This window comes from Pseudomonas sp. P4_C4 (genome assembly GCF_056402055.1).
This window is the reverse complement of record NZ_JBFUID010000002.1, coordinates 172,980-196,776: the sequence shown is the minus strand read 5'-3', so window position 1 is coordinate 196,776 and position 23,797 is coordinate 172,980. Positions and strand designations below refer to the sequence as shown.

At 60.7% G+C, this 23,797-nt stretch carries 22 protein-coding genes; 4 read left to right on the top strand and 18 right to left on the bottom strand.

The window, feature by feature from the left end; translation table 11 throughout:
- Positions 1–17: 17 nt before the first annotated feature.
- The 8 genes from AC1DXW_RS02490 to AC1DXW_RS02455 form a co-directional block, all read right to left on the bottom strand.
- Positions 18–551, bottom strand: a complete 534-nt coding sequence (locus AC1DXW_RS02490) for a hypothetical protein (RefSeq protein WP_477754023.1) — start codon at positions 549–551, stop codon at positions 18–20.
- Positions 552–666: 115 nt separating this feature from the next.
- Positions 667–1,227, bottom strand: a complete 561-nt coding sequence (locus AC1DXW_RS02485) for a phosphonate degradation HD-domain oxygenase (protein ID WP_477754022.1) — start codon at positions 1,225–1,227, stop codon at positions 667–669.
- 17 nt (positions 1,228–1,244) lie between these two features.
- On the bottom strand, positions 1,245–2,378 hold the full coding sequence (locus AC1DXW_RS02480) for a TIGR03364 family FAD-dependent oxidoreductase (protein WP_477754021.1): 1,134 nt from the start codon (positions 2,376–2,378) through the stop codon (positions 1,245–1,247).
- A 142-nt stretch (positions 2,379–2,520) separates the two neighbouring features.
- Positions 2,521–3,546, bottom strand: a complete 1,026-nt coding sequence (locus tag AC1DXW_RS02475; protein ID WP_477754020.1) for a putative 2-aminoethylphosphonate ABC transporter substrate-binding protein — start codon at positions 3,544–3,546, stop codon at positions 2,521–2,523.
- Positions 3,547–3,584: 38 nt separating this feature from the next.
- Positions 3,585–5,309, bottom strand: coding sequence for a putative 2-aminoethylphosphonate ABC transporter permease subunit (locus tag AC1DXW_RS02470; RefSeq protein ID WP_477754019.1), 1,725 nt, complete (start codon positions 5,307–5,309; stop codon positions 3,585–3,587).
- Entirely contained in the window at positions 5,309–6,385 is a 1,077-nt protein-coding gene (locus tag AC1DXW_RS02465) for a putative 2-aminoethylphosphonate ABC transporter ATP-binding protein (protein ID WP_477754018.1), read from the bottom strand. Before AC1DXW_RS02465 ends, AC1DXW_RS02470 begins: the two co-directional genes overlap by 1 nt.
- A gap of 221 nt (positions 6,386–6,606) precedes the next feature.
- The gene (locus AC1DXW_RS02460) at positions 6,607–7,470 is read right to left on the bottom strand and encodes a LysR family transcriptional regulator (RefSeq protein ID WP_477754017.1); all 864 of its coding nucleotides are present in this window, start codon (positions 7,468–7,470) and stop codon (positions 6,607–6,609) included.
- Between the two features lie 16 nt (positions 7,471–7,486).
- Positions 7,487–9,748 (bottom strand): heavy metal translocating P-type ATPase, encoded by a 2,262-nt coding sequence (locus AC1DXW_RS02455; RefSeq protein WP_477754016.1) that lies wholly within the window; start codon positions 9,746–9,748, stop codon positions 7,487–7,489.
- A 93-nt stretch (positions 9,749–9,841) separates the two neighbouring features.
- Here AC1DXW_RS02455 and cadR point away from each other — a divergent pair, with 93 nt between their 5' ends.
- Positions 9,842–10,291, top strand: coding sequence for a Cd(II)/Pb(II)-responsive transcriptional regulator (cadR, locus tag AC1DXW_RS02450; protein WP_477754015.1), 450 nt, complete (start codon positions 9,842–9,844; stop codon positions 10,289–10,291).
- Between the two features lie 122 nt (positions 10,292–10,413).
- Here cadR and AC1DXW_RS02445 read toward each other — a convergent pair whose 3' ends face one another.
- The 3 genes from AC1DXW_RS02445 to AC1DXW_RS02435 form a co-directional block, all read right to left on the bottom strand.
- On the bottom strand, positions 10,414–11,385 hold the full coding sequence (locus AC1DXW_RS02445; protein ID WP_477754014.1) for a thymidylate synthase: 972 nt from the start codon (positions 11,383–11,385) through the stop codon (positions 10,414–10,416).
- A 48-nt stretch (positions 11,386–11,433) separates the two neighbouring features.
- On the bottom strand, positions 11,434–12,246 hold the full coding sequence (lgt, locus tag AC1DXW_RS02440) for a prolipoprotein diacylglyceryl transferase (protein ID WP_047534642.1): 813 nt from the start codon (positions 12,244–12,246) through the stop codon (positions 11,434–11,436).
- A 97-nt stretch (positions 12,247–12,343) separates the two neighbouring features.
- Positions 12,344–13,126 (bottom strand): sulfite exporter TauE/SafE family protein, encoded by a 783-nt coding sequence (locus tag AC1DXW_RS02435; RefSeq protein ID WP_477754013.1) that lies wholly within the window; start codon positions 13,124–13,126, stop codon positions 12,344–12,346.
- 134 nt (positions 13,127–13,260) lie between these two features.
- Between AC1DXW_RS02435 and AC1DXW_RS02430 the strand changes: the two genes are divergently transcribed.
- Positions 13,261–14,007: an NRDE family protein gene (locus AC1DXW_RS02430; RefSeq protein WP_477754028.1), complete on the top strand. Its 747-nt coding sequence runs from the start codon at positions 13,261–13,263 to the stop codon at positions 14,005–14,007.
- 129 nt (positions 14,008–14,136) lie between these two features.
- Here AC1DXW_RS02430 and ptsP read toward each other — a convergent pair whose 3' ends face one another.
- Positions 14,137–16,416 (bottom strand): phosphoenolpyruvate--protein phosphotransferase, encoded by a 2,280-nt coding sequence (ptsP, locus tag AC1DXW_RS02425; protein WP_477754012.1) that lies wholly within the window; start codon positions 16,414–16,416, stop codon positions 14,137–14,139.
- 22 nt (positions 16,417–16,438) lie between these two features.
- Positions 16,439–16,918 (bottom strand): RNA pyrophosphohydrolase, encoded by a 480-nt coding sequence (locus AC1DXW_RS02420; RefSeq protein ID WP_003229203.1) that lies wholly within the window; start codon positions 16,916–16,918, stop codon positions 16,439–16,441.
- Positions 16,919–17,061: 143 nt separating this feature from the next.
- Here AC1DXW_RS02420 and AC1DXW_RS02415 point away from each other — a divergent pair, with 143 nt between their 5' ends.
- Positions 17,062–17,718, top strand: a complete 657-nt coding sequence (locus AC1DXW_RS02415; RefSeq protein WP_477754011.1) for a histidinol-phosphatase — start codon at positions 17,062–17,064, stop codon at positions 17,716–17,718.
- A gap of 120 nt (positions 17,719–17,838) precedes the next feature.
- Here AC1DXW_RS02415 and AC1DXW_RS02410 read toward each other — a convergent pair whose 3' ends face one another.
- Entirely contained in the window at positions 17,839–18,264 is a 426-nt protein-coding gene (locus tag AC1DXW_RS02410; RefSeq protein WP_477754010.1) for a DUF2269 domain-containing protein, read from the bottom strand.
- Between the two features lie 39 nt (positions 18,265–18,303).
- Positions 18,304–19,818 carry a threonine ammonia-lyase, biosynthetic gene (ilvA, locus tag AC1DXW_RS02405; RefSeq protein ID WP_007982951.1) on the bottom strand — a complete coding sequence of 505 codons (1,515 nt, stop codon included), beginning with the start codon at positions 19,816–19,818 and terminating at the stop codon, positions 18,304–18,306.
- Between the two features lie 295 nt (positions 19,819–20,113).
- Between ilvA and rpiA the strand changes: the two genes are divergently transcribed.
- Positions 20,114–20,788 carry a ribose-5-phosphate isomerase RpiA gene (rpiA, locus tag AC1DXW_RS02400; RefSeq protein ID WP_477754009.1) on the top strand — a complete coding sequence of 225 codons (675 nt, stop codon included), beginning with the start codon at positions 20,114–20,116 and terminating at the stop codon, positions 20,786–20,788.
- A gap of 120 nt (positions 20,789–20,908) precedes the next feature.
- Here rpiA and AC1DXW_RS02395 read toward each other — a convergent pair whose 3' ends face one another.
- The 3 genes from AC1DXW_RS02395 to AC1DXW_RS02385 all read right to left on the bottom strand — a co-directional run bounded on the left by AC1DXW_RS02395 (position 20,909) and on the right by AC1DXW_RS02385 (position 23,782).
- A complete protein-coding gene (locus AC1DXW_RS02395) occupies positions 20,909–21,826 on the bottom strand; it encodes an SdiA-regulated domain-containing protein (protein ID WP_477754008.1) in 918 nt (305 codons plus the stop codon).
- Between the two features lie 106 nt (positions 21,827–21,932).
- Complete coding sequence (locus tag AC1DXW_RS02390) at positions 21,933–22,859, bottom strand: SdiA-regulated domain-containing protein (RefSeq protein ID WP_477754007.1); 927 nt, start codon at positions 22,857–22,859, stop codon at positions 21,933–21,935.
- 257 nt (positions 22,860–23,116) lie between these two features.
- The gene (locus AC1DXW_RS02385; RefSeq protein ID WP_008026071.1) at positions 23,117–23,782 is read right to left on the bottom strand and encodes a fumarylacetoacetate hydrolase family protein; all 666 of its coding nucleotides are present in this window, start codon (positions 23,780–23,782) and stop codon (positions 23,117–23,119) included.
- Between the last annotated feature and the right edge of the window lie 15 nt (positions 23,783–23,797).

The window sequence follows — 23,797 nt, the reverse complement described above, 5'->3', positions numbered from 1 at the left end:
CTCTGCCGCTCTCATGATCAGCGCCAGTTGAACTTGAGAAACGTGCCTGCCAACTGTTTCACCAGAACCTGGTCAACCTTGTCGAACAGACCATCGCGATTGACATCGCCCTGAACGCTGCAATCGAGCGTGCCGTCATTGTCCACGTCGAACACTGCACTCCAGGACACCTGCGTGCGATCCGACGCCAGACCAGTGCCTTCATGCAATTGCAGACGAACCACATTTGGCGTTCCGTCGCGGTGAAAATCTTCGGCAAAAATCTTGAGATAGCGGCTCCAGGTGGCGCCACGATTGAACCAGTGAAACTTCAGATAGGTATTGGCGAAGGTCTCCAGTAAACGTTGGTCAACTGTGTTTTCCCTACCATTGTTGGTGACATCTCCCATCTTGTAGTCCACTTTGCCGTCGGCGTTGAAGTCCACGGCGAAAGCCTTGTTCATTTCCTGGTCTTCCCACGATTTTCCGACCTGTTCGTAAAACTGCAGCAACACGGAATCGGCGCAACCGTTGCCGACGCGATCCTGGGCGGTGACTTTCAAATAGCGCATGAGCATTCCTTGCCTGTTAAATGAATGTCAAACCTACCCCCACCGCAGATCCCGGTTCTGTCAGCGCAAGCCAACACACTGCGTAAGGTGTTTCGCTATTGTTTGTCTGCCTTGTTCACTGAACACGGGACTCCTGATTCCGTTCCAGCAATGACTCGGCCTTACGTTTCAGGATTGCCAAATCGATGACCGGCACATGCATCTCTTTGGCCAGTTCATCCCACTGGCGCATGCGCAAACTCACGGCACACAGCGGGTCCTGCCCGAACGCTTCAGCCTCTACAGTCGTCATCACCCCGCCCTGATATTCCAGGGTCCGGCAACTGGCTTCGCTCAGGCGCTGGTAGTAGCCAGGCTCCACTAGCGTCAGATAACGCTTGGCCTGTACGTGGTATTCGACCAGCCGCGCCATGCGCTCGCTGAAGCCGGCGCGGCGTAGGTAGTCGGCCCCCAGGCGCTCATGGCCGACCACACCGAAGCCGCCCATATTCTCCGCACTTTCCGCGCAGATATGCCCGATGTCGTGAAAGAACGCCGCCAGAATCACTTCATCGTCGAAGCCTTCGGCCATGGCCAGCTCCGCCGCCTGGGACATGTGCTCGATCTGCGACACCGGTTCGCCGATGTAATCGCTGTCGCCAAAACGCTCGTACAAACCGAACACCTCGGCAATCACTTGTTCATTGCGCTCCGTCAGATTTCCCCCAACACAGCTGCGATGTTTCGTTCAGCCATCGCCGGCCCGACGCTCATGCCGACACCGGTGTGCATCAACGCCACGCCCAGGCCTTTTGCCGGGCGCAGGAACGAGAACGGTCCCGGCCCCCGTGAACCATAGACACCCTGCCAGCGTTCGACCACTTGCACCTTGCAGCCCAGGGTCTGCTCGGCCAGTTCGATCATCCAGTCGTCGACCTGCTCGGCATTGAAGGGCGACGGATCGCTGCCGTAATGGTGCGAATCGCCAATGATCAATTCGCCATAGGGCGTCGGGCTGATCAGCAGGTGGATGCCGTTTTCGTGCAGATGCGGCGCGTACTGCAGGATTTCTGCCTGCACCGCCGCAGCCTCCGGCAAGTCGGCGAAGGCGCCGTAGTGCACGCAACTCAAACCGGTGAGCAACGCGTGTTGCAGGTTGAGGTTGATTCGCGGGCGGGCGCGGAGCATTTGCAGGCGGCAGATTTGCGGCTCGAGTTCGGCGATCTGTTCGGCCAGCAACGTCTGATAATCGTGGCCGGAGCAGACGATGATCTGCTCGGCACTGAAGCTGCCGGCGGTGCTGTGCAGGCGACCCGGCTCGATATCGTGCACCAGGGTAGAGAAATGAAACTCGACACCCAGGTCGCGGCGCAGGAAGTCGATCAGCGCCGGAATCGCTTCGCGGGAATACAGTTGCTGATCGTCCATGCCATGCAACGCAGCGCGGTGATGGCGGAACTGACCGCCGTACAAATCGCGCAGCGCAGCGCCGCGCAACAGGTCGACGCGGTAACCGTGTTCGACGGCGCGGCCCTCGCAGAAGGCTTCCAGCAACTGTTCTTCCGCTTCGGTGCGGGCGAACAGGTACGAGCCATTGCGCCTGAGTTGCAGGCCGGCGAGCTGTGCCCAGTCGCCCCAGATTCCGCGACTGGCGCGGGCCAGTTCCAGCATCGGTCCCGGCGGTTGGCCAGTGACCAGTGCCTGGCCGAAGTTGCGCACCGAAGCGCCGAGGGGCGTTTCGCTGCGCTCGAAAACCGTGACCTTGAGACCGCGTTTGGCGGCGGCATACGCATGGGACAAACCCAGGATGCCGGCGCCGACGATCAGCATGTCGTTGTGTTGTGTCATGGAGTTTTGTCCTGAGTTCGAGACCGCCATCGCGAGCAAGCTCGCTCCCACATTGGTTTTGTGTTCGACGCACATCCCCTGTGGGAGCGAGCTTGGTCCGGGCGGCGTTCCGACGATGAGGCCCTGTCAGCCGATAAAGACCTTACTTGGCCGCCACTTTCTCGGACTTGCCGTCATAGCGCTTGCGCCACTCGGTCAGGATCTCGTCGCGGTTCTTCGAAGCCCAGACGAAGTCATTCTTGATCAGGCGCTGTTCGTAGTCGGCTGGCAGTTCGGTCTGTGGCTTGGCGATGCCAGGCTGGGCGAGTACGGCAAAGTTTTCTTTATAGAGCTCCATTGCCTCAGGGCTGGCGGAGAAGTCAGCCAGTTTCTTCGCCGCTTCTTCGTGGGTAGTGCCCTTGATCACGGCAGTCGCTTCGATCTCCCAGCCCAAACCTTCCTTCGGCAGGATGATGTCCAGCGGTGCGCCCTGGCGCTTCAGCTGAACGGCTGGGTATTCAAAGGAAATACCGATCGGGAATTCGCCAGCCGCCGCCAGTTTGCAAGGCTTGGAGCCGGAGTGAACGTACTGCCCGATGTTCTGGTGCAGGCCGTCCATGTAGGCCCAACCCTGCTTCTCGCCGAAGGTTTGCAGCCAGGCGCTGACGTCGAGGAAACCGGTGCCGGACGATGCCGGGTTCGGCATGACGATCTTGCCTTTGTACTCAGGCTTTGTCAGGTCCTGCCAGCTCACTGGCTTGGTCAGGCCCAGCTTCTCGGCTTCAACGGTGTTGAAGCAAATGGTTGCGGCCCAGACGTCCATGCCGACCCAGGCTGGCGGGTTGGCGGCGTCGCGGTAGTTCGCGCCGATCTTGCCCAGATCCTTCGGTGCATAGCTTTGCAGCATGCCTTGCTGATCGAGGATCGCCAGGCTGGAAGCGGCCAGACCCCACACAGCATCCGCCTGTGGACGGGCTTTTTCGGCCAGCAGTTTGGCGGTGATGATGCCGGTGGAGTCACGCACCCACTTGATTTCGACGTCCGGGTTGGTCTTCTCGAAAGCCTCTTTGTAGGTCTTCAGTTGTTCGGCTTCGAGGGCGGTGTACACCGTCAACTCGGTTTTCGCCGCGAAGGCGTTCAGGCTGAAAGCGGTGAGGACAGCAGCGGCCAGGGCCATAGGCTTGAACATGATCTTTTCCTGTTGTTGAGTTGAGTGGGTTGTACAGATCATTGACCGGGTGCCGTCTGCCGCCAGGCCTGGGAGCGGCGCAGCAAACCCCGCGAGGCCCAGGCCAGCAGCAGGGACACGCCCGCCGAGGTAATCAGGATCAGGGTCGACATCGCTGCCGCACCGCCGACGTTGCCGGCGTCGTCCATGTTCAGCACCGCCACCGCCGCGAGGATGGTGTCGGGGCTGTAGAGAAAGATCGCCGCCGAAACGGTGGTCATGGCCGAGACGAACAGGTAGCGCACGATGTCCAGCAACGCCGGCAGGCAGATCGGCACGGTGACTCGCAGGTAGTGTCGGTACAGCGGCGCCTTGAGCGACAGCGCGGCGGCTTCGAACTCGGCGTCGAGTTGGCGCAGCGCGGTGGTGGCGGTCATTTGCGCGGTGGTCAAATAGTGGGCAATGGTGCAGACGATCAGCAGGGTCATGGTCCCGTACAGCACATGCAACGGGTTGCCGGTGAGATTGAAGAAGAAGACGTAACCCAACCCCAGCACCAGGCCCGGCACCGCCATCGGTACGAAACTGAGCATGCGCAAGGTCAGGTTCAGGCCGCGCTGGCCCCTGGTTTTTTCCATCAGGTAGGCGCCGGTGAAAATCAGCAGGCTGCCGATCAACGCCGTGCCCAGGGCCATCTTCAGGCTGTTGCCGTAGGCCAGCCAGCCACCGCCGGCGGTTTCGTTGAACTGATAGTGGTTGAGCGACAGCGACAGGTTGTACGGCCAGAACTTCACCAGCGAGGAGAACACCGCCATGCTGAACACCAGCAGGAGCGCGGCGCAGATCAGCAACACGATGGCCAGGTAGCAGCTGTCGCGCAGCTTCGACGGCGCGGGTTTGAACACTTGGGCGCGACCGTTCATGGAGTCGCCGTGACGACGACGCAACCAGGCATCGACGCCGAAGCTGAACAGCGCCGGCAGCAACAACACCATGCCGATCAACGCCCCGCGACCGAACTGTTGCTGGCCGACCACCGCCTTGTAGGCTTCCAGCGCCAACACTTGATAGTCGCCACCGACCACCACCGGTACACCGAAGTCAGTGATGGTCAGGGTGAACACCAGACAGAACGCGGCGAACACGGCCTGACGGGTCGCCGGCCAAGTGATGCTGCGGAAGGCTTTGGCCGGGCTGGCGCCCATGCTGGAGGCGGCGTCGAACAGTCGCGCATCGGCCAGGGACAGGGCCGACAGAAGAATCATCAAGGCGTGCGGGAAGGTGTAGATGACCTCGCCGAGCACAATGCCCCAGAAGCCGTAGATGTTGTCCGAAAGCAGGCCGCGCAACATGCCCTGATTGCCGAACAGATAAACCAACGCGATGCCGGGCAGCATTGATGGCGCCATCAATGGCAGCAGCGAAATGCCACGCCAGATGCCTTTAGCCGGAATCAAGGTGCGTTGCAGGGCGTAGGCAAACAGGTAGGCCAGCGGTACGACGATGGCCGCGACGCTGAGGGAAACTTTCAGGCTATTGCCCAGGAGCCAGTGGAAGTTCTCGCTGGTCACCAGCTCTTTCGCGGCGACCCAGCCACCGCCCTGCCCGGCCTCGGCGCTGAAACCACGCCAGAAGATCGCCAGCAACGGCATCAATACGGCAACACCCAACAACACCAACAGAAGGACTTTTCCGCCGACCACGAAAAGCCGGTCACCGATTTCGGCACGGGTGGTCTGCCGCAACTGCTTGTGTGGCAGCGGCAGCGCGATGTTCGCGCTCATCAGGCAAACACCTGCAGGCTGCGCGGCGGCAAGGCGACCATGATCTGCTGGGCGCCAAGGCGCGGCATGGCTTCCGGCGCCAGTTCCGCCAACAGTGCGTGGCCCGGCAATTGATCGAGCTCGAAGCTCATGCGGCAGCGGTTGCCGAGGAAGGTGATTTCACGAACCTTGGCGGGGAACAGGTTTTCCTCATGCACCAGCGGGTTGACGTTGATCGCTTCCGGACGGCAGAACAAACGGCCCGAGGCGGTCTTGGCGCCGCCATCGGCCAGTCGCATGCTCATTCCGCCGACCTGAGCGTGGCTGTCGCTACTGCGCTGGAACGGCAACCAGTTACCCTGGCCGACGAACTCCGCCACGAATGGCGTGGCCGGACGGTTGTAGATTTCCTGCGGCGTGGCGTACTGCTCGACCTTGCCGTTGTTCATCACGGCGATACGGTCGGCCATCAGCATGGCCTCGTCCTGATTGTGGGTGACCATCAGGGTGGTGATGCCGAGGTTGCGTTGCAGTTGGCGCAGTTCGGTGCACAGATGCTCGCGCACCCGGGCATCGAGGGCCGACATCGGTTCGTCCAGTAACAACAACGAAGGCGCAGGCGCCAGGGCGCGGGCCAGCGCCACACGTTGCTGCTGCCCGCCGGACAACTGGCCCGGGTATTTTTTCTCGCTACCGGTCAGGCCGACCAGTTCCAGCATCTGACCGACACGACGGCGCACTTCGTCGCGACCGCTGCCGGCGAGGCCATAGGCAATGTTCGCTTCGACGGTGAGGTTGGGGAACAAGGCGTAGGACTGGAACAGAATGCCGTAGTCCCGCGCCTGGGGTGCCAGGTGGGAAACGTCGCGATCACCCAAGTACAACTCGCCGCTGTCCTGCTTCTCAAGACCGGCGATGCAGCGCAGCAAGGTGGTCTTGCCACAGCCCGAAGGGCCGAGCAGACACACCAGCTCACCGGCCGCCACGTCGAGGGAAACGTTATCCAGCGCCGTGAAGGCGCCAAAGCGCTTCTGCACTCCGCGCACTTTCATCGGTGCGCCGGGGTTGGTCAAGGCAGTTGCGATCGGGTTGTTCATGGACGGACCTCATCTGGCAGATGGGGCCATCCTAGAGTTGTAATGAGTCCGTCATGTGGCAGTAAGGCAAAAACCGCCGATAGTGGTATTCAAGGATTTTGGTTCAGGTGCTGTGTTGTCAGGACTGACGCCTTCGCTGGCAAGCCAGCTCCTACAAGGTTTCGCATTCCCCTGTAGGAGCTGGCTTGCCAGCGATGAGGCCTGAACAGCCGCCAAAGATCTCAGACCGGGGCCATTTCCTGCGCCAACCCCAGAAACGCCGCCGGCAGTCGCGCGTTTTTGCGCTCCTTGAGGCAGTACAGGTATTCGGGAATCTGCGGCGCATTCTCGATGGTCAGCACCCGCAGCTGCGGATCATGGGGCACTTCCTGGCGGGCAATGATGCTGATACCGATGTTGCGCAGTACCGCTTCGCGGATCGATTCGCGGCTGCCGATTTCCAGCAGCGGCCCAAAACATACGCCAGCACTGGCCAGCAACTCTTCGGTCAGGCGACGGGTGGTCGAACCCGGTTCGCGCATCAGTAGGGTATGCCCGGCCAATGCACTGAGCGAAACGTGATCGTGAACCGCCAGCGGATGATTGCGATGCACGGCCAACACCAGCGGATCGCTGCCGAGTACCCGGCGAATCAGCCGTGCGTCATCGAGTAACTGCGACGACGCCGCGACATCGACCCGATAATCCTCCAGCGCTTCAAGCACCTGTTGGGAGTTGCCGATTTCCACCGACACCTCCACTTGCGGCAGACGTTCGCGGAATGTTTTTACCAGGTCGAGGATGTAATACGGCGCCGTGGCAGCAATGCGCAATGTGCCCTGGACCTGGCCGCAGTTACGCAGGAAAAACTCGATGTCGGCTTCCTGCTGCATCAGCACCTTGACCATCGGCAGCAGCCGCGCGCCCTCCTCGCTGACACTGAGACGCCGGCCACCACGGTAGAACAGCTCGACCGAATACTGGCTTTCGAGGTTGCGGATCTGCGTCGTCACCGTCGGCTGGCTCAGGCCAAGCTTTTTTGCAGCCTGGGTAATGCTGCCCAGGCGGGCCACCATGTAAAACGCCTTCAGCTCCGCACTCAGCACAACCGTCCCTCATCCTTTACTTGCGCAGCAGGCGCAAACCGTTGAACACCACCAGCAAACTCACGCCCATGTCGGCGAACACTGCCATCCACATGGTAGCGAGCCCGGCGAAGGTTACCCCAAGAAAGATCGCCTTGATGACCAAAGCCAGGGCGATGTTCTGCTTGAGGATGCTTGATGTCTGCCGCGACAGGCCAATGAATGCCGGAATTTTTCGCAGATCGTCGTCCATCAGGGCGACATCGGCGGTCTCGATCGCGGTATCGGTGCCAGCGGCGGCCATGGCGAAACCGATCTCGGAACGCGCCAGTGCAGGCGCGTCGTTGATGCCGTCGCCGACCATGCCGACCCGATGCCCTTGGGCATAAAGAGCCTCGACAGCCTGCAATTTGTCGCCTGGCAACAGGTCGCCCTTGGCCTCGTCGATGCCGACTTGCGCGGCAATGGCTTGCGCGGTGTGGACGTTATCACCCGTGAGCATCAGGGTTTTGATGCCCAGGTCATGCAGTTGCCGGATGGCTTCGCGGCTGGACGCTTTTACCGTATCGGCGACGGCGAACAGCGCCAATGGCCCGGACTGATCAAGCAGCAGCACCACCGACTTGCCCTGTTTTTCAAGGGCGAACAGTTTCTCTTCCAGCGCCGGCGAGCACAGCCCCAGATCCTCCACCAGTCGATGGTTGCCCAAATGGTAGAGCTGGCCGTTGATTTCGCCGCGCACACCGCGCCCGCCCAGCGCTTCGAAGTTATCCACAATCAGCGTCGCTGTTTGGTTATCCACAGCCGCTTTGGCAATGGCCTGGGAAACCGGGTGATCCGAGCGCCTGGCCAGCGCGGCGGCAATGGCAGGCGCCGAATCGTCGGCGGTCGGATCCAGCGACAGGTAATCGGTCTGCACCGGTTTGCCGTGGGTGATGGTGCCGGTCTTGTCCAGGGCCAGGTAGTCGAGCTTGTAACCGCCTTCCAGATAGACGCCGCCCTTGACCAGGATGCCTTTGCGCGCCGCCGCCGCGAGGCCACTGACGATGGTCACCGGCGTGGAAATCACCAGCGCACAGGGGCAGGCCACCACCAGCAGCACCAGCGCCCGGTAGATCCAGTCGAACCACAACGCGCCCATGAACATTGGCGGGATCACCGCCACGGCCAAGGCCAGGATGAACACTGCCGGGGTGTAGATTTTCGAGAAGCTGTCGACGAAACGCTGGGTCGGCGCCCGCGCGCCCTGAGCCTGCTCGACGGCGTGGATAATGCGCGCCAGGGTCGAGTTGTCAGCCGCAGCGGTTACTTCATATTCCAGGGATCCGGCCTGATTGATGGTGCCGGCGAAGACTTTGTCGCCGACGGTTTTTTCCACCGGCAGGCTTTCACCGGTGATTGGCGCCTGGTCGATGGTCGAGCGACCGGACAGCACTTCGCCGTCCAGGCCGATACGCTCACCGGGACGGACCCGTACCCGCGCGCCAAGCCCAATGGTTTTTACACCCTGCTCAAGCCAGCCCCCGTCAGCCTGCAACACCGTCGCCGTGTCCGGGGTCATCTGCATCAGGCCGCCGATGGCGTTACGCGCACGGTCGAGGGACCTGGCTTCGATCAACTCGGCCACAGTGAACAGGAACATCACCATCGCCGCTTCCGGCCACTGGCCGATCAGAACCGCGCCGGTCACGGCAATGCTCATCAGGGCGTTGATGTTCAGGTTGCGGTTTTTAAGGGCGATCCAGCCTTTTTTGTAAGTACCAAGGCCGCCACTGAGAATCGAGACCAGCGCGATGACCGCCACCAACCAGTTCGGGGCGGAACCGGTGAAGTGGATAACTTCTGCCAGCAATGCACCAACACCGGACAGCGCCAAGGGCCACCACGGCTTTTGCCGGGGCGCCGGGGTCGGGGTTTCAGCCCCCTGGTCCATCGGCTCGGCCTGCATGCCCAAGGACTTGATGGCCTCGACGATCGGCTCGATACCGGGCAAATCGTGGGTCACACCAAGCACCCGATTAATCAGATTGAACTCCAGCTGCTGTACCCCGGTCAGTTTGCTTAGCTTATTTTGGATCAGCGTCTGTTCGGTCGGACAGTCCATTGCCTCGATACGGAAACTACTCAGCCTAGCGCCAATCGTCGGCGATTCGCTCAGTTTTACCAGCGCAGGCGCTGCCGCTTTAGATGAGCAGCAGGAGTCGTCGTGACCGCCGTGCCCATGTTTTTGCACGGGCTTGAGCTTGTGGCTGTGCTCGTGTTCAGCCCCGGGTTTGTGGGAGTGCAGGGAATCGCTCATTGGTTACGTCCATAAGAGTGCCTGTTGCCAAGTAAAGACCCTGTAGCCACTATAGGGTCAAGCACCCATTCTGGAGTTTTGGAGATTGTTGTCATGAAAATTGGAGAATTGGCGAAACTCACGGACTGCGCCGTGGAAACGATCCGCTACTACGAGCGCGAGTACCTGCTGCCGGAACCAGCCCGCAGTGACGGCAATTATCGCGTTTACACCCAGGCCCACGCCGAGCGCCTGACCTTCATCCGTAACTGTCGCACCCTCGACATGACGCTTGAAGAAATCCGCAGCCTGCTGGCGTTTCGCGACAGCCCGCAAGACCAGTGCGAAAGCGTCAACGCACTGATCGACGAGCACATCCACCACGTCAGGGCGCGGATCGACGGCTTGCTGGCCTTGCAGACACAACTGCTCGAGCTGCGCCAACGCTGCGACGAGGGACCGGGTATCGATCAATGCGGGATTTTGCAGCGGCTGGAAGTGAGCGGCGGGGTGGTGGCGACGGAGGTGGGGCATTCCCATGTGGGCCGCAGTCACGGCCACTAAGCACACCGCAAAACCCTGTGGGAGCGAGCTTGCTCGCGATGACGGCGGCACATTCAACATTGATGTGACTGACAAATCGCTATCGCGAGCAAGCTCGCTCCCACAGGGTCGTTGGTGGTTTTTTAGACCGCCATCGGCGCGGTCATCGGCGCGTGGTGCTCGTAGCCTTCCAGCGAGAAATCGCTCGGTTCCACCAGCTCCAGCCATTGCGGCTGATACTCACCAGTCTTGGCAAACTCCGGCACACGCTCGGAAATCACCAGTTTCGGCATCGGGAACGGCTCGCGCTTGAGCTGTTCGTTGAGCATGTCCAGGTGGTTTTCGTAGACGTGGGCATCACCGATGAAATAGGTGAACCAGCGCGGCGTGTAGCCCGTCAGGCGACCGATCAGGCTCAGCAGAGCAGCACCTTCGGTGAGGTTGAACGGCGTGCCCAGGCCCAGGTCGTTGGAGCGGATGTAGAGGGTCAAGGAAATCTCCCTGGTCTCGACATTCGGGTGGAACTGATACAGCAGGTGGCACGGTGGCAGGGCCATTTCATCGAGCTGGGCGCAGTTCCAGCCGTGGAAGAGGATACGGCGGCTGCCCGGGTCCTTGATGATGGTATCGACGCACTGGCGGACCTGGTCGATGGCCTTGTACAGCACCACGTAGGTCTGGCCGTCCTCCTCGCCTTCGGCAATCTGGCGGTAGCCTTGCTTCAGAGTCTGCTCGATGGCAGCCGGGTTGCTGACCGGGATCTGCTTGTACGCCGGCCATTTGCGCCATTGCACGCCGTAGATTTCGCCGAGGTCGTCTTCGCCCTGGCGGAACGGGTTGGCCAGCCACTGGGCGTTTTCGTTGGCGTTCTGGTCCCAGACCTTGCAGCCCAATGCGCGGAATTCGGCAGCGTTGTTCACGCCACGCAGGAATCCGCACATTTCGCCGATGGCCGATTTGAACGCCATCTTGCGCGTGGTGATCGCCGGAAAACCTTCCTGCAGGTCATAACGCAGCATCGCACCGGGAAAACTGATGGTGTTCACGCCGGTACGGTTGGCCTGCTTGGTGCCGTTCTTGATGACGTGGGCGACCAGTTCGAGATATTGCTTCATGAATTACCTGTGTCCTTGAACCCGGGACCCAAGCCCCGGGGTTCGATTTTATACGGCTGCCGCTGGAGTCGCCGGGGCGCGGTGATAGGCCAGCCAGATCAGGAACAGCCCGCCGACGATCATCGGCACGCACAGCACCTGGCCCATGGTCAGCCAGTTCCAGGCCAGATAGCCCAGCTGGGCGTCCGGTACGCGGACGAACTCGACGATGAAGCGGAAGATGCCATAGAACAGCGCGAACATCCCCGATACCGCCATGGTCGGACGTGGCTTGCGCGAGAACAGCCAGAGGATCAGGAACAGTGCCACGCCCTCGAGGGCGAACTGGTACAGCTGCGACGGGTGACGCGGCAACTGCGCCGGGTCGCTGAACGGCGGGAAGATCATTGCCCACGGCACGTCGGTCGGCTTGCCCCACAGCTCGGCATTGATAAAGTTGCCGATACGACCGGCACCCAGGCCAATCGGCACCATCGGCGCAACGAAATCCATCAGCTGGAAGAACGACTTGTTGTTCTTTTTACCGAACCACAACGCCGCCAGCATCACACCGATGAAACCGCCGTGGAACGACATGCCGCCCTTCCACACTTCGAAAATCAGCGTCGGGTTGGCCAGGTAAGCGCTCAGATCGTAGAACAGCACGTAACCCAGTCGCCCGCCGACGATCACCCCCATCGACATCCAGAACACCATGTCGGAGAGTTTCTCCTTGGTCCAGGTCGGGTCGAAGCGGTTCAACCGGCGGGACGCCAGCAGCCAGGCGCCGCCGATGCCGATCAGGTACATCAGACCGTACCAGTGGATTTTCAGCGGACCGATGGCCAGGGCCACCGGGTCGATCTGCGGGTAAGGCAGCATTGCGACTCCTCGTTAGAGTTCAAATCTTAAAAATTCCCGGGCGACGCTGCCACCTCAGGATTAAGCCAGGATTGCGCTGCCCGTCAGAGCAGATGCTTCAGACTAGAAAGTTCAGACCGACGCAGAACAGCAAAGCGGCAAACAGCCGTTTCAGCAACTTTGGCGACAGGTTGTGGGCCAGTCGCGCACCGAAGCGGGCGAAGACCATGCTGGTCAGGGCAATGCCCAGCAACGCCGGCAAATAAATGAAACCGAGACTATGGGCCGGGAGCAACGGATCGTGCCAGCCCAGAATCATGAAACTCAATGCACTGGCCAGGGCAATCGGCAGACCGCAGGCCGATGAAGTGGCCACGGCTTGCTGCATCGGCACGCTGCGCCAGGTCAGGAATGGCACGGTCAACGAACCGCCGCCAATGCCGAAAATCGCCGAAGCCCAGCCAATCACGCTGCCGGCCACGGTCAGACCGAGTTTGCCCGGCACGGTTCGGCTGGCCTTGGGTTTAACGTCCAGCGCCAGCTGAGCGGCGATCACCAGGGCAAATACACCAATGAGTTTCTGCAGATTGGGACCGGAAATCGCTTCCGCCGTCAGCGCGCCGAACCCGGCACCGATCAGAATGCCGACGGTCATCCACATGAAGATCGGCCAACGTACGGCACCACGGCGGTGATGCTCGCGTACCGCGTTGACCGAAGTAAAGATGATCGTCGCCAGGGAGGTACCCACTGCCAGATGCGTGAGGATCGACGGATTGAACCCTTGGGCCTTGAAGCTGAACACCAGCACCGGGACGATGATGATCCCGCCGCCCACGCCAAACAGCCCGGCGAGCACACCTGCACAGGCGCCGAGCGCCAGATAGAGCAGAAATTCCATTGTCGTCCCGCCCGCATCCCCAAAACCGGAGCGGCATGGTAACGGATGCATGGCCTCGAGCTCCACTGTGCAAGGCGATGGATCGATGAGCGATGTCTGCGTACAGTGAGCAAAAAACACACAAGGACAGCCTTATGTGCCTGATTGTCTTTGCCTGGCGCCCGGGTCATGCCCAACCGCTGGTCGTGGCGGCCAATCGCGATGAGTTCTACGCCCGCCCCAGCCTGCCTCTGGCGCCATGGCCCGAAGCGCCGCACGTACATGCGGGGCGCGACCTCGAGGCCGGTGGCACCTGGCTCGGTGTCGGTGCCCAGGGACGTTTTGCGGCGCTGACCAATATTCGCGATCCCCATCGACCGCCGGGGCGCAAGTCTCGTGGGGAGCTGGTGGCGCGTTTTCTCACAGGGGAAATGCCAATTGACGACTATTTAGCCGATGTTGTCGACCGTTCGCTGGAATATGGTGGCTTTAACCTGCTGGTCGGCAATACCAATGAGCTCTGGCACTTCAATCAACTGGAATCGGAAGCGGTGATGCTGGCCCCGGGGGTCTACGGGTTATCCAATGCCGGGCTGGATACGCCGTGGCCGAAACTGCTCAAAGCCAAGGCGGCGTTGAGCGAGGTGCTGGATGATCCGCAGCCTCAGGCGCTGTTGGCGTTATTGAGCGATGCGCAGACCGCACCGCTTGCCGAGTTGCCAGATACCGGCGTGGGGCTGGCCACCGAGACGTTGCTGTCGAGCGTGTTCATTGCCAGTCAGAGTTATGGAACGCGGGCGAGTACGGCGTTGATTGTGCAGGCGGATAGGGCGCGGCATATGGTCGAGCGCAGTTTCGGGCCGTATGGCGGGCATCTTGGGGAAGTGGAGATCAGGCTGTAGTTGTGTGCTGTCTGGACTGGCCCCATCGCGAGCAAGCTCGCTCCCACAAGGATATCCAGTGAACACAAATTTTGTGAACGCCAGAGATCCTGTGGGAGCGAGCTTGCTCGCGATGGGGTCATCAGCCTTTCAGAGGGGCTTGATCGCCGCCGGATTGATCATCCGCGCCAACCCGAGGTTCTTCAGCGCCAGCTGTAACGAGCTGTGAATCACTTGCGGGTTGTCGATGGTCATTAGTTCCGCCAGCAATTCCTTGGCCTTGCTCAGGTTGATCTGGCGCAGCATCCACTTCACTTTCGGCAAGTTGGTGGCGTTCATCGACAGGCTGTCGAAGCCCATCGCCATCAACAGCACGGCCGCCGCTGGGTCACCGGCCATTTCGCCGCAGATGCTCACCGGCTTGCCTTCGGTATGGGCATCACGCACCACGTTCTGCAGCGCCTGAAGCACTGCCGGGTGCAAGTAGTCGTAAAGATCGGCCACCCGCGGATTGTTGCGGTCCACGGCCAGCAAGTACTGGGTCAGGTCGTTGGAACCGACCGAAAGGAAGTCCACTTGCCGAGCCAGCTCCTTGGTCTGATACACCGCTGCCGGAATTTCGATCATCACGCCAATCGGCGGCATCGGCACGTCGCAGCCTTCGTCGCGGACTTCGCCCCAGGCGCGGTGGATCAGATGCAAGGCTTCTTCCAGCTCGTGAGTGCCGGAGATCATCGGCAGCAGGATGCGCAGGTTGTTCAGACCTTCGCTGGCCTTGAGCATGGCGCGGGTCTGCACCAGGAAAATTTCCGGGTGGTCGAGGGTGACGCGAATGCCGCGCCAGCCGAGGAACGGGTTGTCTTCCTTGATCGGGAAGTATGACAGTGACTTGTCGCCACCGATGTCCAGGGTGCGCATAGTCACCGGTTGCGGATGAAACGCGGCGAGCTGCTCGCGGTAGATCGCCAGTTGTTCCTTTTCGCTCGGGAAACGCTGGTTGATCATGAACGGCACTTCGGTGCGGTACAGGCCCACGCCTTCGGCACCGCGCTTCTGCGCCCGCGCCACATCCGCCAGCAAACCGGTGTTGACCCACAGCGGCATGCGGTGGCCATCGACCGTCACGCACGGCAGATCGCGCAGCGCATCCAGCCCCAGGGCCAGTTGTTTCTCTTCCTCGACCACCTCGGCGAACTGCTTGCGCAGCACTTCACTCGGGTTGGTGTAGACCTCGCCGTGGTAGCCATCGACGATCATCTGGATGCCGTCGACCTTGGAGTACGGCAGGTCGACCAGGCCCATCACGGTCGGAATACCCATGGCGCGGGCGAGGATGGCGACGTGGGAGTTGCCTGAGCCGAGCACCGACACCAGGCCGACCAGCTTGCCCTCCGGCACCTCGCCGAGCATCGCCGGCGTCAGTTCTTCGCTGACCAGAATGGTGTTGTCGGGGTAGACCAGGGTTTGCTGACGCTCTTCCTGCAAGTAAGCCAGCAATCGCCGACCAAGGTCCTTGACGTCCGAGGCCCGCTCGCGCAGGTAGGCGTCGTCCATCAATTCGAAACGGTTGACGTGATCGGTGACCACCTGGCGCAAAGCGCCCTGGGCCCACTGCCCGGTCTTGATCACGGTGGTGACTTCGCTGCCCAGCGCGGCATCGTCGAGCATCATCAGGTAGACGTCGAACAAGGCCCGCTCTTCCGGGCGCAGCTGCGTGGCGAGTTTGGCGGACAAGGTGCGCATGTCGGCGCGCACGCCTTCGATGGCGGTCTTGAACAAACCGAGTTCGGCGTCGATGTCGGTGATGTTCTTGTCCGGCACCACGTCCAGATCGGCGGGCGGCAGCATGACCACCGCCGTACCGACTGCCGCACCCGGCGAACCCGGAACGCCGATGAACTTGGCCTCCTGAATGCCTTTACCCTGACGGCCCAGGCCGCGGATCGAACCGGTGGCCTCGGCGTGGGCGATAACGCCAGCGAGCTGCGCGCTCATGGTCACGAGGAAAGCTTCTTCACCTTCATCGAACTGGCGACGTTCTTTTTGCTGGATGACCAACACGCCGACAACGCGGCGGTGGTGAATGATCGGTGCCCCGAGGAATGAGGCGAAGCGCTCTTCACCGGTCTCGGCGAAGTATCGGTAGCGCGGGTGATCCGCAGCGTTTTCGAGGTTCAGGGGTTCTTCGCGCGTACCGACCAGGCCAACCAGACCTTCGTTGGGTGCCATGCTGACTTTACCGATCGAGCGCTTGTTCAAGCCCTCGGTGGCCATCAGCACGAAGCGGTTGGTCTCGGGGTCAAGCAGGTAGACCGAGCAGACCTGGCTGCCCATGGCCTCTTTGACGCGCAACACAATAATCCCCAACGCCGCCTTGAGATCCTTGGCGGAGTTAACTTCCTGGACGATCTTGCGCAGCGTATTGAGCATGGCTCGGGGTCGAACTCCGTCGTCAGTCGCGCGCTAAAAGGCGCGGGGCAAGCTCTTTGAGAGCGCGTCGATACACCTCGCGCTTGAATGTCACCACCTGGCCCAACGGATACCAATAGCTGACCCAGCGCCAGCCATCGAATTCCGGTTTACCGGTCAAATCCATCCGCACCCGCTGCTCGTTGGAGATCAGGCGCAGGAGAAACCATTTCTGTTTCTGGCCGATGCACAGCGGTTGGCTGTGGGTACGCACCAGACGTTGCGGCAAACGATAGCGCAACCAGCCCCGGGTGCAGGCAAGAATTTCAACATCTTCGCGCTCAAGGCCCACTTCTTCGTTCAGCTCGCGGTACAAGGCGTCTTCCGGTGTCTCTTCGGGGTTGATTCCCCCCTGCGGAAATTGCCAGGCATCTTGATTGATTCGGCGAGCCCATAGCACCTGGCCGGCGTCATTCGTCAGAATGATCCCGACATTGGGGCGAAAACCATCGGGGTCGATCACGGCAACAACCTCGCAAACGCATGTCGCCGCATTGTTCCACAAAGGTTGTGAAGGCGGCAACGAAGGTTCCTACCTTATGTGCACTCTTGTGAAAAGACCGTATTCTTGTCGCCTTTTTACTGACTTTTCAGCGGGTAACTGCAATGCGCCTGGCTTTATTCGATTTGGACAACACCCTTCTGGGCGGTGACAGCGATCACGCTTGGGGCGATTACCTGTGCGAGCGCGGCTTTCTCGACGCCGTCGCCTACAAGGCTCGCAACGATGCGTTCTACCAGGATTACCTGGCCGGCAAACTCGATAATGCCGCTTACCTGAACTTCTGCCTGGAAGTTCTCGGCCGCACCGAAATGGCCACGCTGGATCAGTGGCACAGCGATTACATGCGTGACTGCATCGAACCGATCGTGCTGCCCAAGGCCATCGACCTTTTGGCCAAACACCGCGCAGCCGGCGACAAACTGGTGATCATCACTGCCACCAATCGCTTCGTCACCGGGCCGATTGCCGTGCGCCTGGGCGTCGAAACCCTGATCGCCACCGAGTGCGAGATGGTCGACGGCCGCTACACCGGGCGCAGCATTGATGTGCCGTGCTTCCGCGAAGGCAAGGTGACGCGCTTGAATCGCTGGCTGGAGGAAACCGGGTATACGCTGGAAGACAGCTACTTCTATAGCGACTCGATGAATGATTTTCCGTTGCTGGAGCAGGTGACCCATCCGGTGGCGGTTGATCCTGATCCGAACTTGCGGGCCGAGGCCGAGAAGCGGGGTTGGCCGGTAATCAGTCTGCGCGGCTGAAACCGCTATCGCGAGCAAGCTCGCTCCCACAGGGATCTATGTCGAACACAAATTTTGTGAACTCCACAAAAACCTGTGGGAGCGAGCTTGCTCGCGATCGGGGCGACTCGGTTTCAAGCCTTAAACAGGCTTGGCCCCCATCAACCCGGCAATCGCGATAAAACACACAAAACTGAACAACGCCAAGGCAAAGGTGAATTTACCTACACCCCCCGGCGTCTTGCGCAGTTTATTGAGGCGTACCAGCAACCAGAACCAAGCCAGCGCCGCCACGGCGTACAGCACACTGGACGCCAGCAACCAGGTCTGCCCCAATGGCCAGCCCACCAGATGCACCATCCACCAGCCGGTAAACGGCATGCTCAGCAGCGCCAACCCCATCAACAGCCAGACAAATACACGTGGCCGTTGCAGGGTGCGGCTTCCCGCCGTCGCATCACCCTTGCGCCGCGCAAGCAAAACCCAGGCTCCCAGACCCAGCGCACAAGCCAGCAATACAACAGTTGCCACCATGTGCGCCGCTTTCAGGGCAGTTAACGTTTCCATTGTTCGATTTCCTTATGACCCGCCCATCAGCGTAGCCCCTCAGCCAAGAAACAGCTGATAGGCCGGATTGTCGCTTTCGTCCCAGTACGGGTAACCGATTTCTTCCAGCGCCGCCGGTACCAGGTGGCGCTCGTCATGGGGCACTTGCAGGCCCGCGACGACACGGCCATCGGCCGCGCCATGGTTGCGGTAGTGGAACATCGAGATGTTCCAGCGCCCGCCAAGCTTGTTGAGGAAGTTGAACAGCGCGCCCGGACGCTCCGGGAATTCGAAGCGCAGGATCACTTCATCGACCACATGCGCCGCACGCCCACCCACCATATGGCGGATGTGCAGCTTGGCCAGTTCGTTGTCGGTCAGGTCCAGCACCGGGAAACCCTGCTCGCTCAGGCTGGCAATCAACGCGCTGCGCGGGTCGCTTTCCGGGTGGGTCTGCACACCGACAAAGATGTGCGCTTCGCTGCCGGTGTTGTAGCGGTAGTTGAATTCGGTGATCTGGCGCTTGCCGATGGCCTCGCAGAACGCCTTGAAGCTGCCCGGCTTCTCGGGAATGGTCACGGCGATGATCGCTTCGCGGCCCTCGCCCAGTTCCGCACGCTCGGCGACGTGGCGCAGGCGATCGAAGTTGACGTTGGCCCCGGAGTCGATGGCCACGAAGGTCTGGCCGCTGACGCCGCGCTGCTCGACATACTTCTTGATCCCGGCCACGCCCAGAGCGCCGGCAGGTTCGGTGATCGAGCGGGTATCGTCGTAGATATCCTTGATGGCTGCGCAGATTTCGTCGGTGCTGACGGTGATCACTTCATCGACATGGTCTTTGCAGATATCGAAGGTGTGCTGACCGATCTGGGCCACCGCAACGCCGTCGGCAAAGAGGCCCACGGTCGGCAGCACCACACGCTCGCCCGCCGCCATGGCGGCTTGCAGGCAATTGGAGTCATCCGGTTCGACGCCGATGATCTTGATGTCCGGGCGCAGGTACTTCACGTACGCCGCGATGCCGGCGATCAGCCCGCCGCCGCCCACCGGGACGAAAATCGCATCCAGTGGCTGCGGGTGCTGGCGCAGAATCTCCATTGCCACGGTGCCCTGCCCGGCAATGGTGTGGGGATCGTCGTACGGGTGAATGTAGACGTAGCCTTTTTCGTCGACCAGTTTCAGCGAGTAAGCCAGGGCTTCCGGGAACGAATCGCCGTGCAGCACCACTTTGCCGCCACGTGAGCGCACGCCTTCGACCTTGATCTCCGGAGTAGTTTTGGGCATGACGATGGTCGCCTTCACACCCAGCACCTTCGCCGCCAGGGCCAGGCCCTGGGCATGGTTGCCCGCCGACGCGGTGACCACGCCGCGAGCGCGTTCTTCGTCGCTCAACTGGGTCAACTTGTTGTAGGCGCCGCGAATCTTGAACGAGAACACCGGCTGCAAGTCTTCGCGCTTGAGCCAAATGCTGTTGCCCAGCCGCTCAGAGAGCTGGCGGGCAGTCTGCAGCGGGGTTTCTACGGCAACGTCATAAACGCGCGAGGTGAGGATCTTTTTGACGTACTGTTCAAGCATCGGAAAGCATCACTGAGCGGGTTGGGCAGGATCAAGGAGTCTAACCCGCATTTTGGCCGCACGACCACCAGTTGTAGGAGCGAGCTTGCTCCGGGCGGCGTTCCGACGAAAAACGCAATGGCACCGCTGCACATCTATTTTCACGCGTTATCGTTCACGACCATCGTCGGATCGCCGCCCGGAGCAAGCTCGCTCCTACAAGGAACGGTCGATCTGCCAATCGGGCAATGACCTTCCCCGCCCCGAAGCCTATAATGCCGGCCTTTCGTTCCCTCCTCGGCACCCCGGAGCCCGCATGAACCAGGATCAACTCAAACAGGCAGTGGCTCAGGCCGCCGTCGACTTCATCCTTCCGAAACTCGACGACAACAGCATCGTCGGGGTCGGCACCGGCTCCACCGCCAACTGCTTCATCGACGCCCTGGCCCAGCACAAAGGTGCGTTCGACGGCGCGGTCGCCAGTTCCGAAGCCACCGCCGCGCGCCTCAAGGGCCACGGCATTCCGGTGTACGAACTGAACACCGTCAGCGACCTGGAGTTCTATGTCGACGGCGCCGATGAGAGCGACGAACACCTGAACCTGATCAAGGGCGGCGGCGCTGCCCTGACCCGCGAGAAGATTGTCGCGGCCGTGGCCAAGACTTTCATCTGCATCGCCGATGCCAGCAAACTGGTGCCGATCCTCGGTACCTTCCCGTTGCCGGTGGAAGTGATCCCGATGGCCCGCAGCCACGTGGCCCGCGAGCTGGTGAAGCTCGGCGGCGACCCGGTTTACCGCGAAGGCGTACTGACCGACAACGGCAACATCATCCTCGACGTGTTCAACATGCAGATCACCAATCCGGTGGAGCTGGAGACGCAGATCAATGCGATCGTCGGCGTGGTCACCAATGGTTTGTTCGCGGCGCGCCCGGCGGATCTGCTGCTGCTGGGTACCAGCGAAGGTGTGAAGACTCTGCGCGCGCAGTAAGCCACACACAGCCTTTGTAGGAGCTGGCTTGCCAGCGATAGCGGTGTAACAGCCAACAAACATGCTGAATGTCATGGCCTCATCGCTGGCAAGCCAGCTCCTACACAAGCAGGGCAAGCTTCAGGGTTGTCCCGGTTTCTTGAAAACGTAAAACAGGTTTGGCTCACTGACGAGGTAAAGCGTACCGTCGTCATCCATGGCAACCCCTTCCGCTTGCGGTACGTTTTTCTGCAAGCCGTGCTGCCCCTTGCTCAATGACATTGTACTCAGCGGACGCCCATCCACATCCAGTTCCAGAATCAATCGCGACTCATCCGATAGTGCCAGCAAATGCCCGCTGCGCTCGTCGTATTGCAAACCCGACAGGTCCCGCACAAACATCCCGGCATCACGCTTGGGGTCGTTGATCACGTGCACCGAGTAGGATTCTTCAGGATTGAATCGCGGAAAACCGTACACCTCATAGATCAGCATCGGGTCGCGCTCCTTGGCCACGAACAGGCGCTTGCCCGCTGAATCGTAAGCCAAGCCCTCGAAGCCCTTGTTGCTGCCCATGTGTACACCAACAGTCATCTGTTCGGCGTCTGCCGCGTCGACGAAGGTCGTGTCCTGCTCCAGATGAATTTTGATCAGCCGTTGCTGGCTTTCGTCAGTGACCACGTAGGTGTCCGCGCTGATGAACTCCACCGCCTCGGGATCGCCGAAACCGACCAGTGCCACACGACGCAAGATCCTGCCGTCGAGGGACAACTCGATCAACTCGCTTCGCTTATTGGTAACGGTGAACAGGCTGTCGCGCACAGGGTCGTAGGTCAATGCTGAAACGTTGTCAACCTGGCCATCGATCACCCGCGCCTCGGTCACGACCTGATAATGGTCCAGCCCCATGGACCGGGAACTCACCGGCTGCCACAGCGCGTGCAGATTGAACCAGGCACGCTCGAACAGGCGCTGGTATTGGCCGAGTGCAATCAACGCAATCAGCGAGACCACCGACAGGATCAGAATCAGGAATTTGAGGCGGGCAAATCGACGCATTCGGGGGGCTCAGGTTCAATACAGGCGGATGAAATATCACGCCTGTCTGAACTGAAGCTTAATGGCCGCCGGCCTTTTACGTACAGGCAATCAGCGCAGGCGCTGGTTACTTCTGTTTTTCGAAGCGATAAAACAGGTTCGGCTCACTCACCATGTACAGCGTGCCCGCTTCATCCATGGTCACGCCTTCGGCACGGGGAATGGTATTTTTCAGGCCGTTGAAGCCACGCAGCAGCGTAATGAAACTGACCTGCTCACCCTTCTTGTCCAGCTCCAGCAGCAGGTGCGAGTCGGCGGACAGCACCAGCATATGGCCGGTTCGCGGGTCGATGGCCAGTGCCGACAGGTTGCGCATGTCCAGCGCATGACTGGCTAACTTCAGCTTGTCGCCGGTAAGGACCTTGCCGTCACCTTTCCAGGCAAACAATGCCGGCGGGCGCTCTTCGCCCAGCAGCAGCTGCTGATTGCGCTGATCCCAGGTGACACCTTCAAAGGCCTTGTTCTGGTCTTTGGAAGGCCCGAGGTCGTATGTCGGGAAATCGGTGATGTTCAGTTCGCGGGTGTCGGCATCGACCTTGACGATGGCGATCAGGTGGTCGCGCTCATCGACAATCGCCATTCGGCCGTCACCCAGCACGGTGACGCCTTCAGGGTTGCTCCAGCCGACCAACGGCATTTTGCGCAGCACATCGCCCTGCAAGTTCAATTCGACCAGAAACGGGTTCTTGCCCATGACCGAAAACAGGGTCTTGGTCTGGGGGTCGTAGGACAGATCCGACGCTTCGTCCTTTTCCATGCCCGGCAACGGCTTCGCATCGATCACCGCGCGGTAGTCCGGAAGCCAGATACTGGCCTGACGCTCGGCCGGGCTCTTGAATTGCTCTTTCACCCAGAGCAGGCCCCGCGCATCCCAATGCATGGCAAAGGCGACGCCATAGGCGACAACGGCCACCAGCAGCAGCCAGGTGTGCCAACGCAGGGCGAAGCGTGAGCGGCGGGCAGGTTCAAGCGTGGAAAGCGGAGGAGTGGCCATTGGGGAATGCGTTCCAGAAATTCAGGCTAGCGGTAATAGCACAGTTTGGGGCCGGCTCAGAGGCCAATAGCCCTGAAATTATCCAGACTGGATGTGAAAAAAACGGGAAATGACAGGGTGAGCCTTTTACAGGCCACGACAAAACCAATGTGGGAGCGAGCTTGCTCGCGATAGCGGTCCGTCATTCAACATATCTGCTGACTGACGCGGCCTCATCGCGAGCAAGCTCGCTCCCACAGGGTTTGGCGGTGTCTGGACTAGCGAACGCTGCTGGTGAAACTGCTGGCGCCCGGCAACTCCAGAACGATCTCATCACCGACATTCAGCGGACCGACGCCCACTGGTGTGCCAGTCAGAATCACATCACCGGCCTGCAACGAGAAGCAGCCGGCCATGTGCTGGATCATCGGCACGATCGGGTTGAGCATGGCGCTGCTGTTACCGTCCTGGCGTACTTCGCCGTTGATGGTCAGGCGGATGCCGATGTCGGTCAGGTCGGCAAACGTGCTGCCGGACACGAACGGGGCAATCACTGCCGCGCCGTCGAAGGACTTGGCGATTTCCCAGGGCAGGCCCTTGGATTTCAGCTCGGCCTGCTTGTCGCGCAGGGTCAGGTCCAGGGCCGGGGCGAAACCGGAGATGGCGTCGAGCACTTCTTCACGGCTCGGTTTGGTCGACAACGGCTTGCCGATCAAGACCGCGATTTCCGCTTCGTAATGCACCGAACCACGCTCGGTCGGAATGCTGAAACCACCTTCCAGCGGCACCACACAACTGCCCGGCTTGATGAACAGCAGTGGCTCGGTCGGCACCGGGTTATCCAGTTCCTTGGCGTGTTCGGCGTAGTTACGGCCGATGCACACCACTTTCCCCAGCGGGAAATGAATACGCGTACCGTCGACATACTGGTGCTGATAGCTCATTACCGACTCCTGCCT

What these genes read in the sequence shown, in the direction of transcription:
- ptsP (WP_477754012.1), bottom strand. Translation starts at nt 16,416, where the DNA reads ATGCTCAATACGCTGCGCAAGATCGTCCAGGAAGTTAACTCCGCCAAG.
- AC1DXW_RS02395 (WP_477754008.1), bottom strand. Translation starts at nt 21,826, where the DNA reads ATGCGTCGATTTGCCCGCCTCAAATTCCTGATTCTGATCCTGTCGGTG.
- AC1DXW_RS02415 (WP_477754011.1), top strand. Translation starts at nt 17,062, where the DNA reads ATGCGCCTGGCTTTATTCGATTTGGACAACACCCTTCTGGGCGGTGAC.
- AC1DXW_RS02390 (WP_477754007.1), bottom strand. Translation starts at nt 22,859, where the DNA reads ATGGCCACTCCTCCGCTTTCCACGCTTGAACCTGCCCGCCGCTCACGC.
- lgt (WP_047534642.1), bottom strand. Translation starts at nt 12,246, where the DNA reads ATGCTGCCTTACCCGCAGATCGACCCGGTGGCCCTGGCCATCGGTCCG.
- AC1DXW_RS02410 (WP_477754010.1), bottom strand. Translation starts at nt 18,264, where the DNA reads ATGGAAACGTTAACTGCCCTGAAAGCGGCGCACATGGTGGCAACTGTT.
- AC1DXW_RS02480 (WP_477754021.1), bottom strand. Translation starts at nt 2,378, where the DNA reads ATGACACAACACAACGACATGCTGATCGTCGGCGCCGGCATCCTGGGT.
- AC1DXW_RS02385 (WP_008026071.1), bottom strand. Translation starts at nt 23,782, where the DNA reads ATGAGCTATCAGCACCAGTATGTCGACGGTACGCGTATTCATTTCCCG.
- cadR (WP_477754015.1), top strand. Translation starts at nt 9,842, where the DNA reads ATGAAAATTGGAGAATTGGCGAAACTCACGGACTGCGCCGTGGAAACG.
- AC1DXW_RS02465 (WP_477754018.1), bottom strand. Translation starts at nt 6,385, where the DNA reads ATGAACAACCCGATCGCAACTGCCTTGACCAACCCCGGCGCACCGATG.
- AC1DXW_RS02445 (WP_477754014.1), bottom strand. Translation starts at nt 11,385, where the DNA reads ATGAAGCAATATCTCGAACTGGTCGCCCACGTCATCAAGAACGGCACC.
- rpiA (WP_477754009.1), top strand. Translation starts at nt 20,114, where the DNA reads ATGAACCAGGATCAACTCAAACAGGCAGTGGCTCAGGCCGCCGTCGAC.
- AC1DXW_RS02470 (WP_477754019.1), bottom strand. Translation starts at nt 5,309, where the DNA reads ATGAGCGCGAACATCGCGCTGCCGCTGCCACACAAGCAGTTGCGGCAG.
- AC1DXW_RS02455 (WP_477754016.1), bottom strand. Translation starts at nt 9,748, where the DNA reads ATGAGCGATTCCCTGCACTCCCACAAACCCGGGGCTGAACACGAGCAC.
- AC1DXW_RS02435 (WP_477754013.1), bottom strand. Translation starts at nt 13,126, where the DNA reads ATGGAATTTCTGCTCTATCTGGCGCTCGGCGCCTGTGCAGGTGTGCTC.
- AC1DXW_RS02475 (WP_477754020.1), bottom strand. Translation starts at nt 3,546, where the DNA reads ATGTTCAAGCCTATGGCCCTGGCCGCTGCTGTCCTCACCGCTTTCAGC.
- AC1DXW_RS02430 (WP_477754028.1), top strand. Translation starts at nt 13,261, where the DNA reads ATGTGCCTGATTGTCTTTGCCTGGCGCCCGGGTCATGCCCAACCGCTG.
- ilvA (WP_007982951.1), bottom strand. Translation starts at nt 19,818, where the DNA reads ATGCTTGAACAGTACGTCAAAAAGATCCTCACCTCGCGCGTTTATGAC.
- AC1DXW_RS02490 (WP_477754023.1), bottom strand. Translation starts at nt 551, where the DNA reads ATGCGCTATTTGAAAGTCACCGCCCAGGATCGCGTCGGCAACGGTTGC.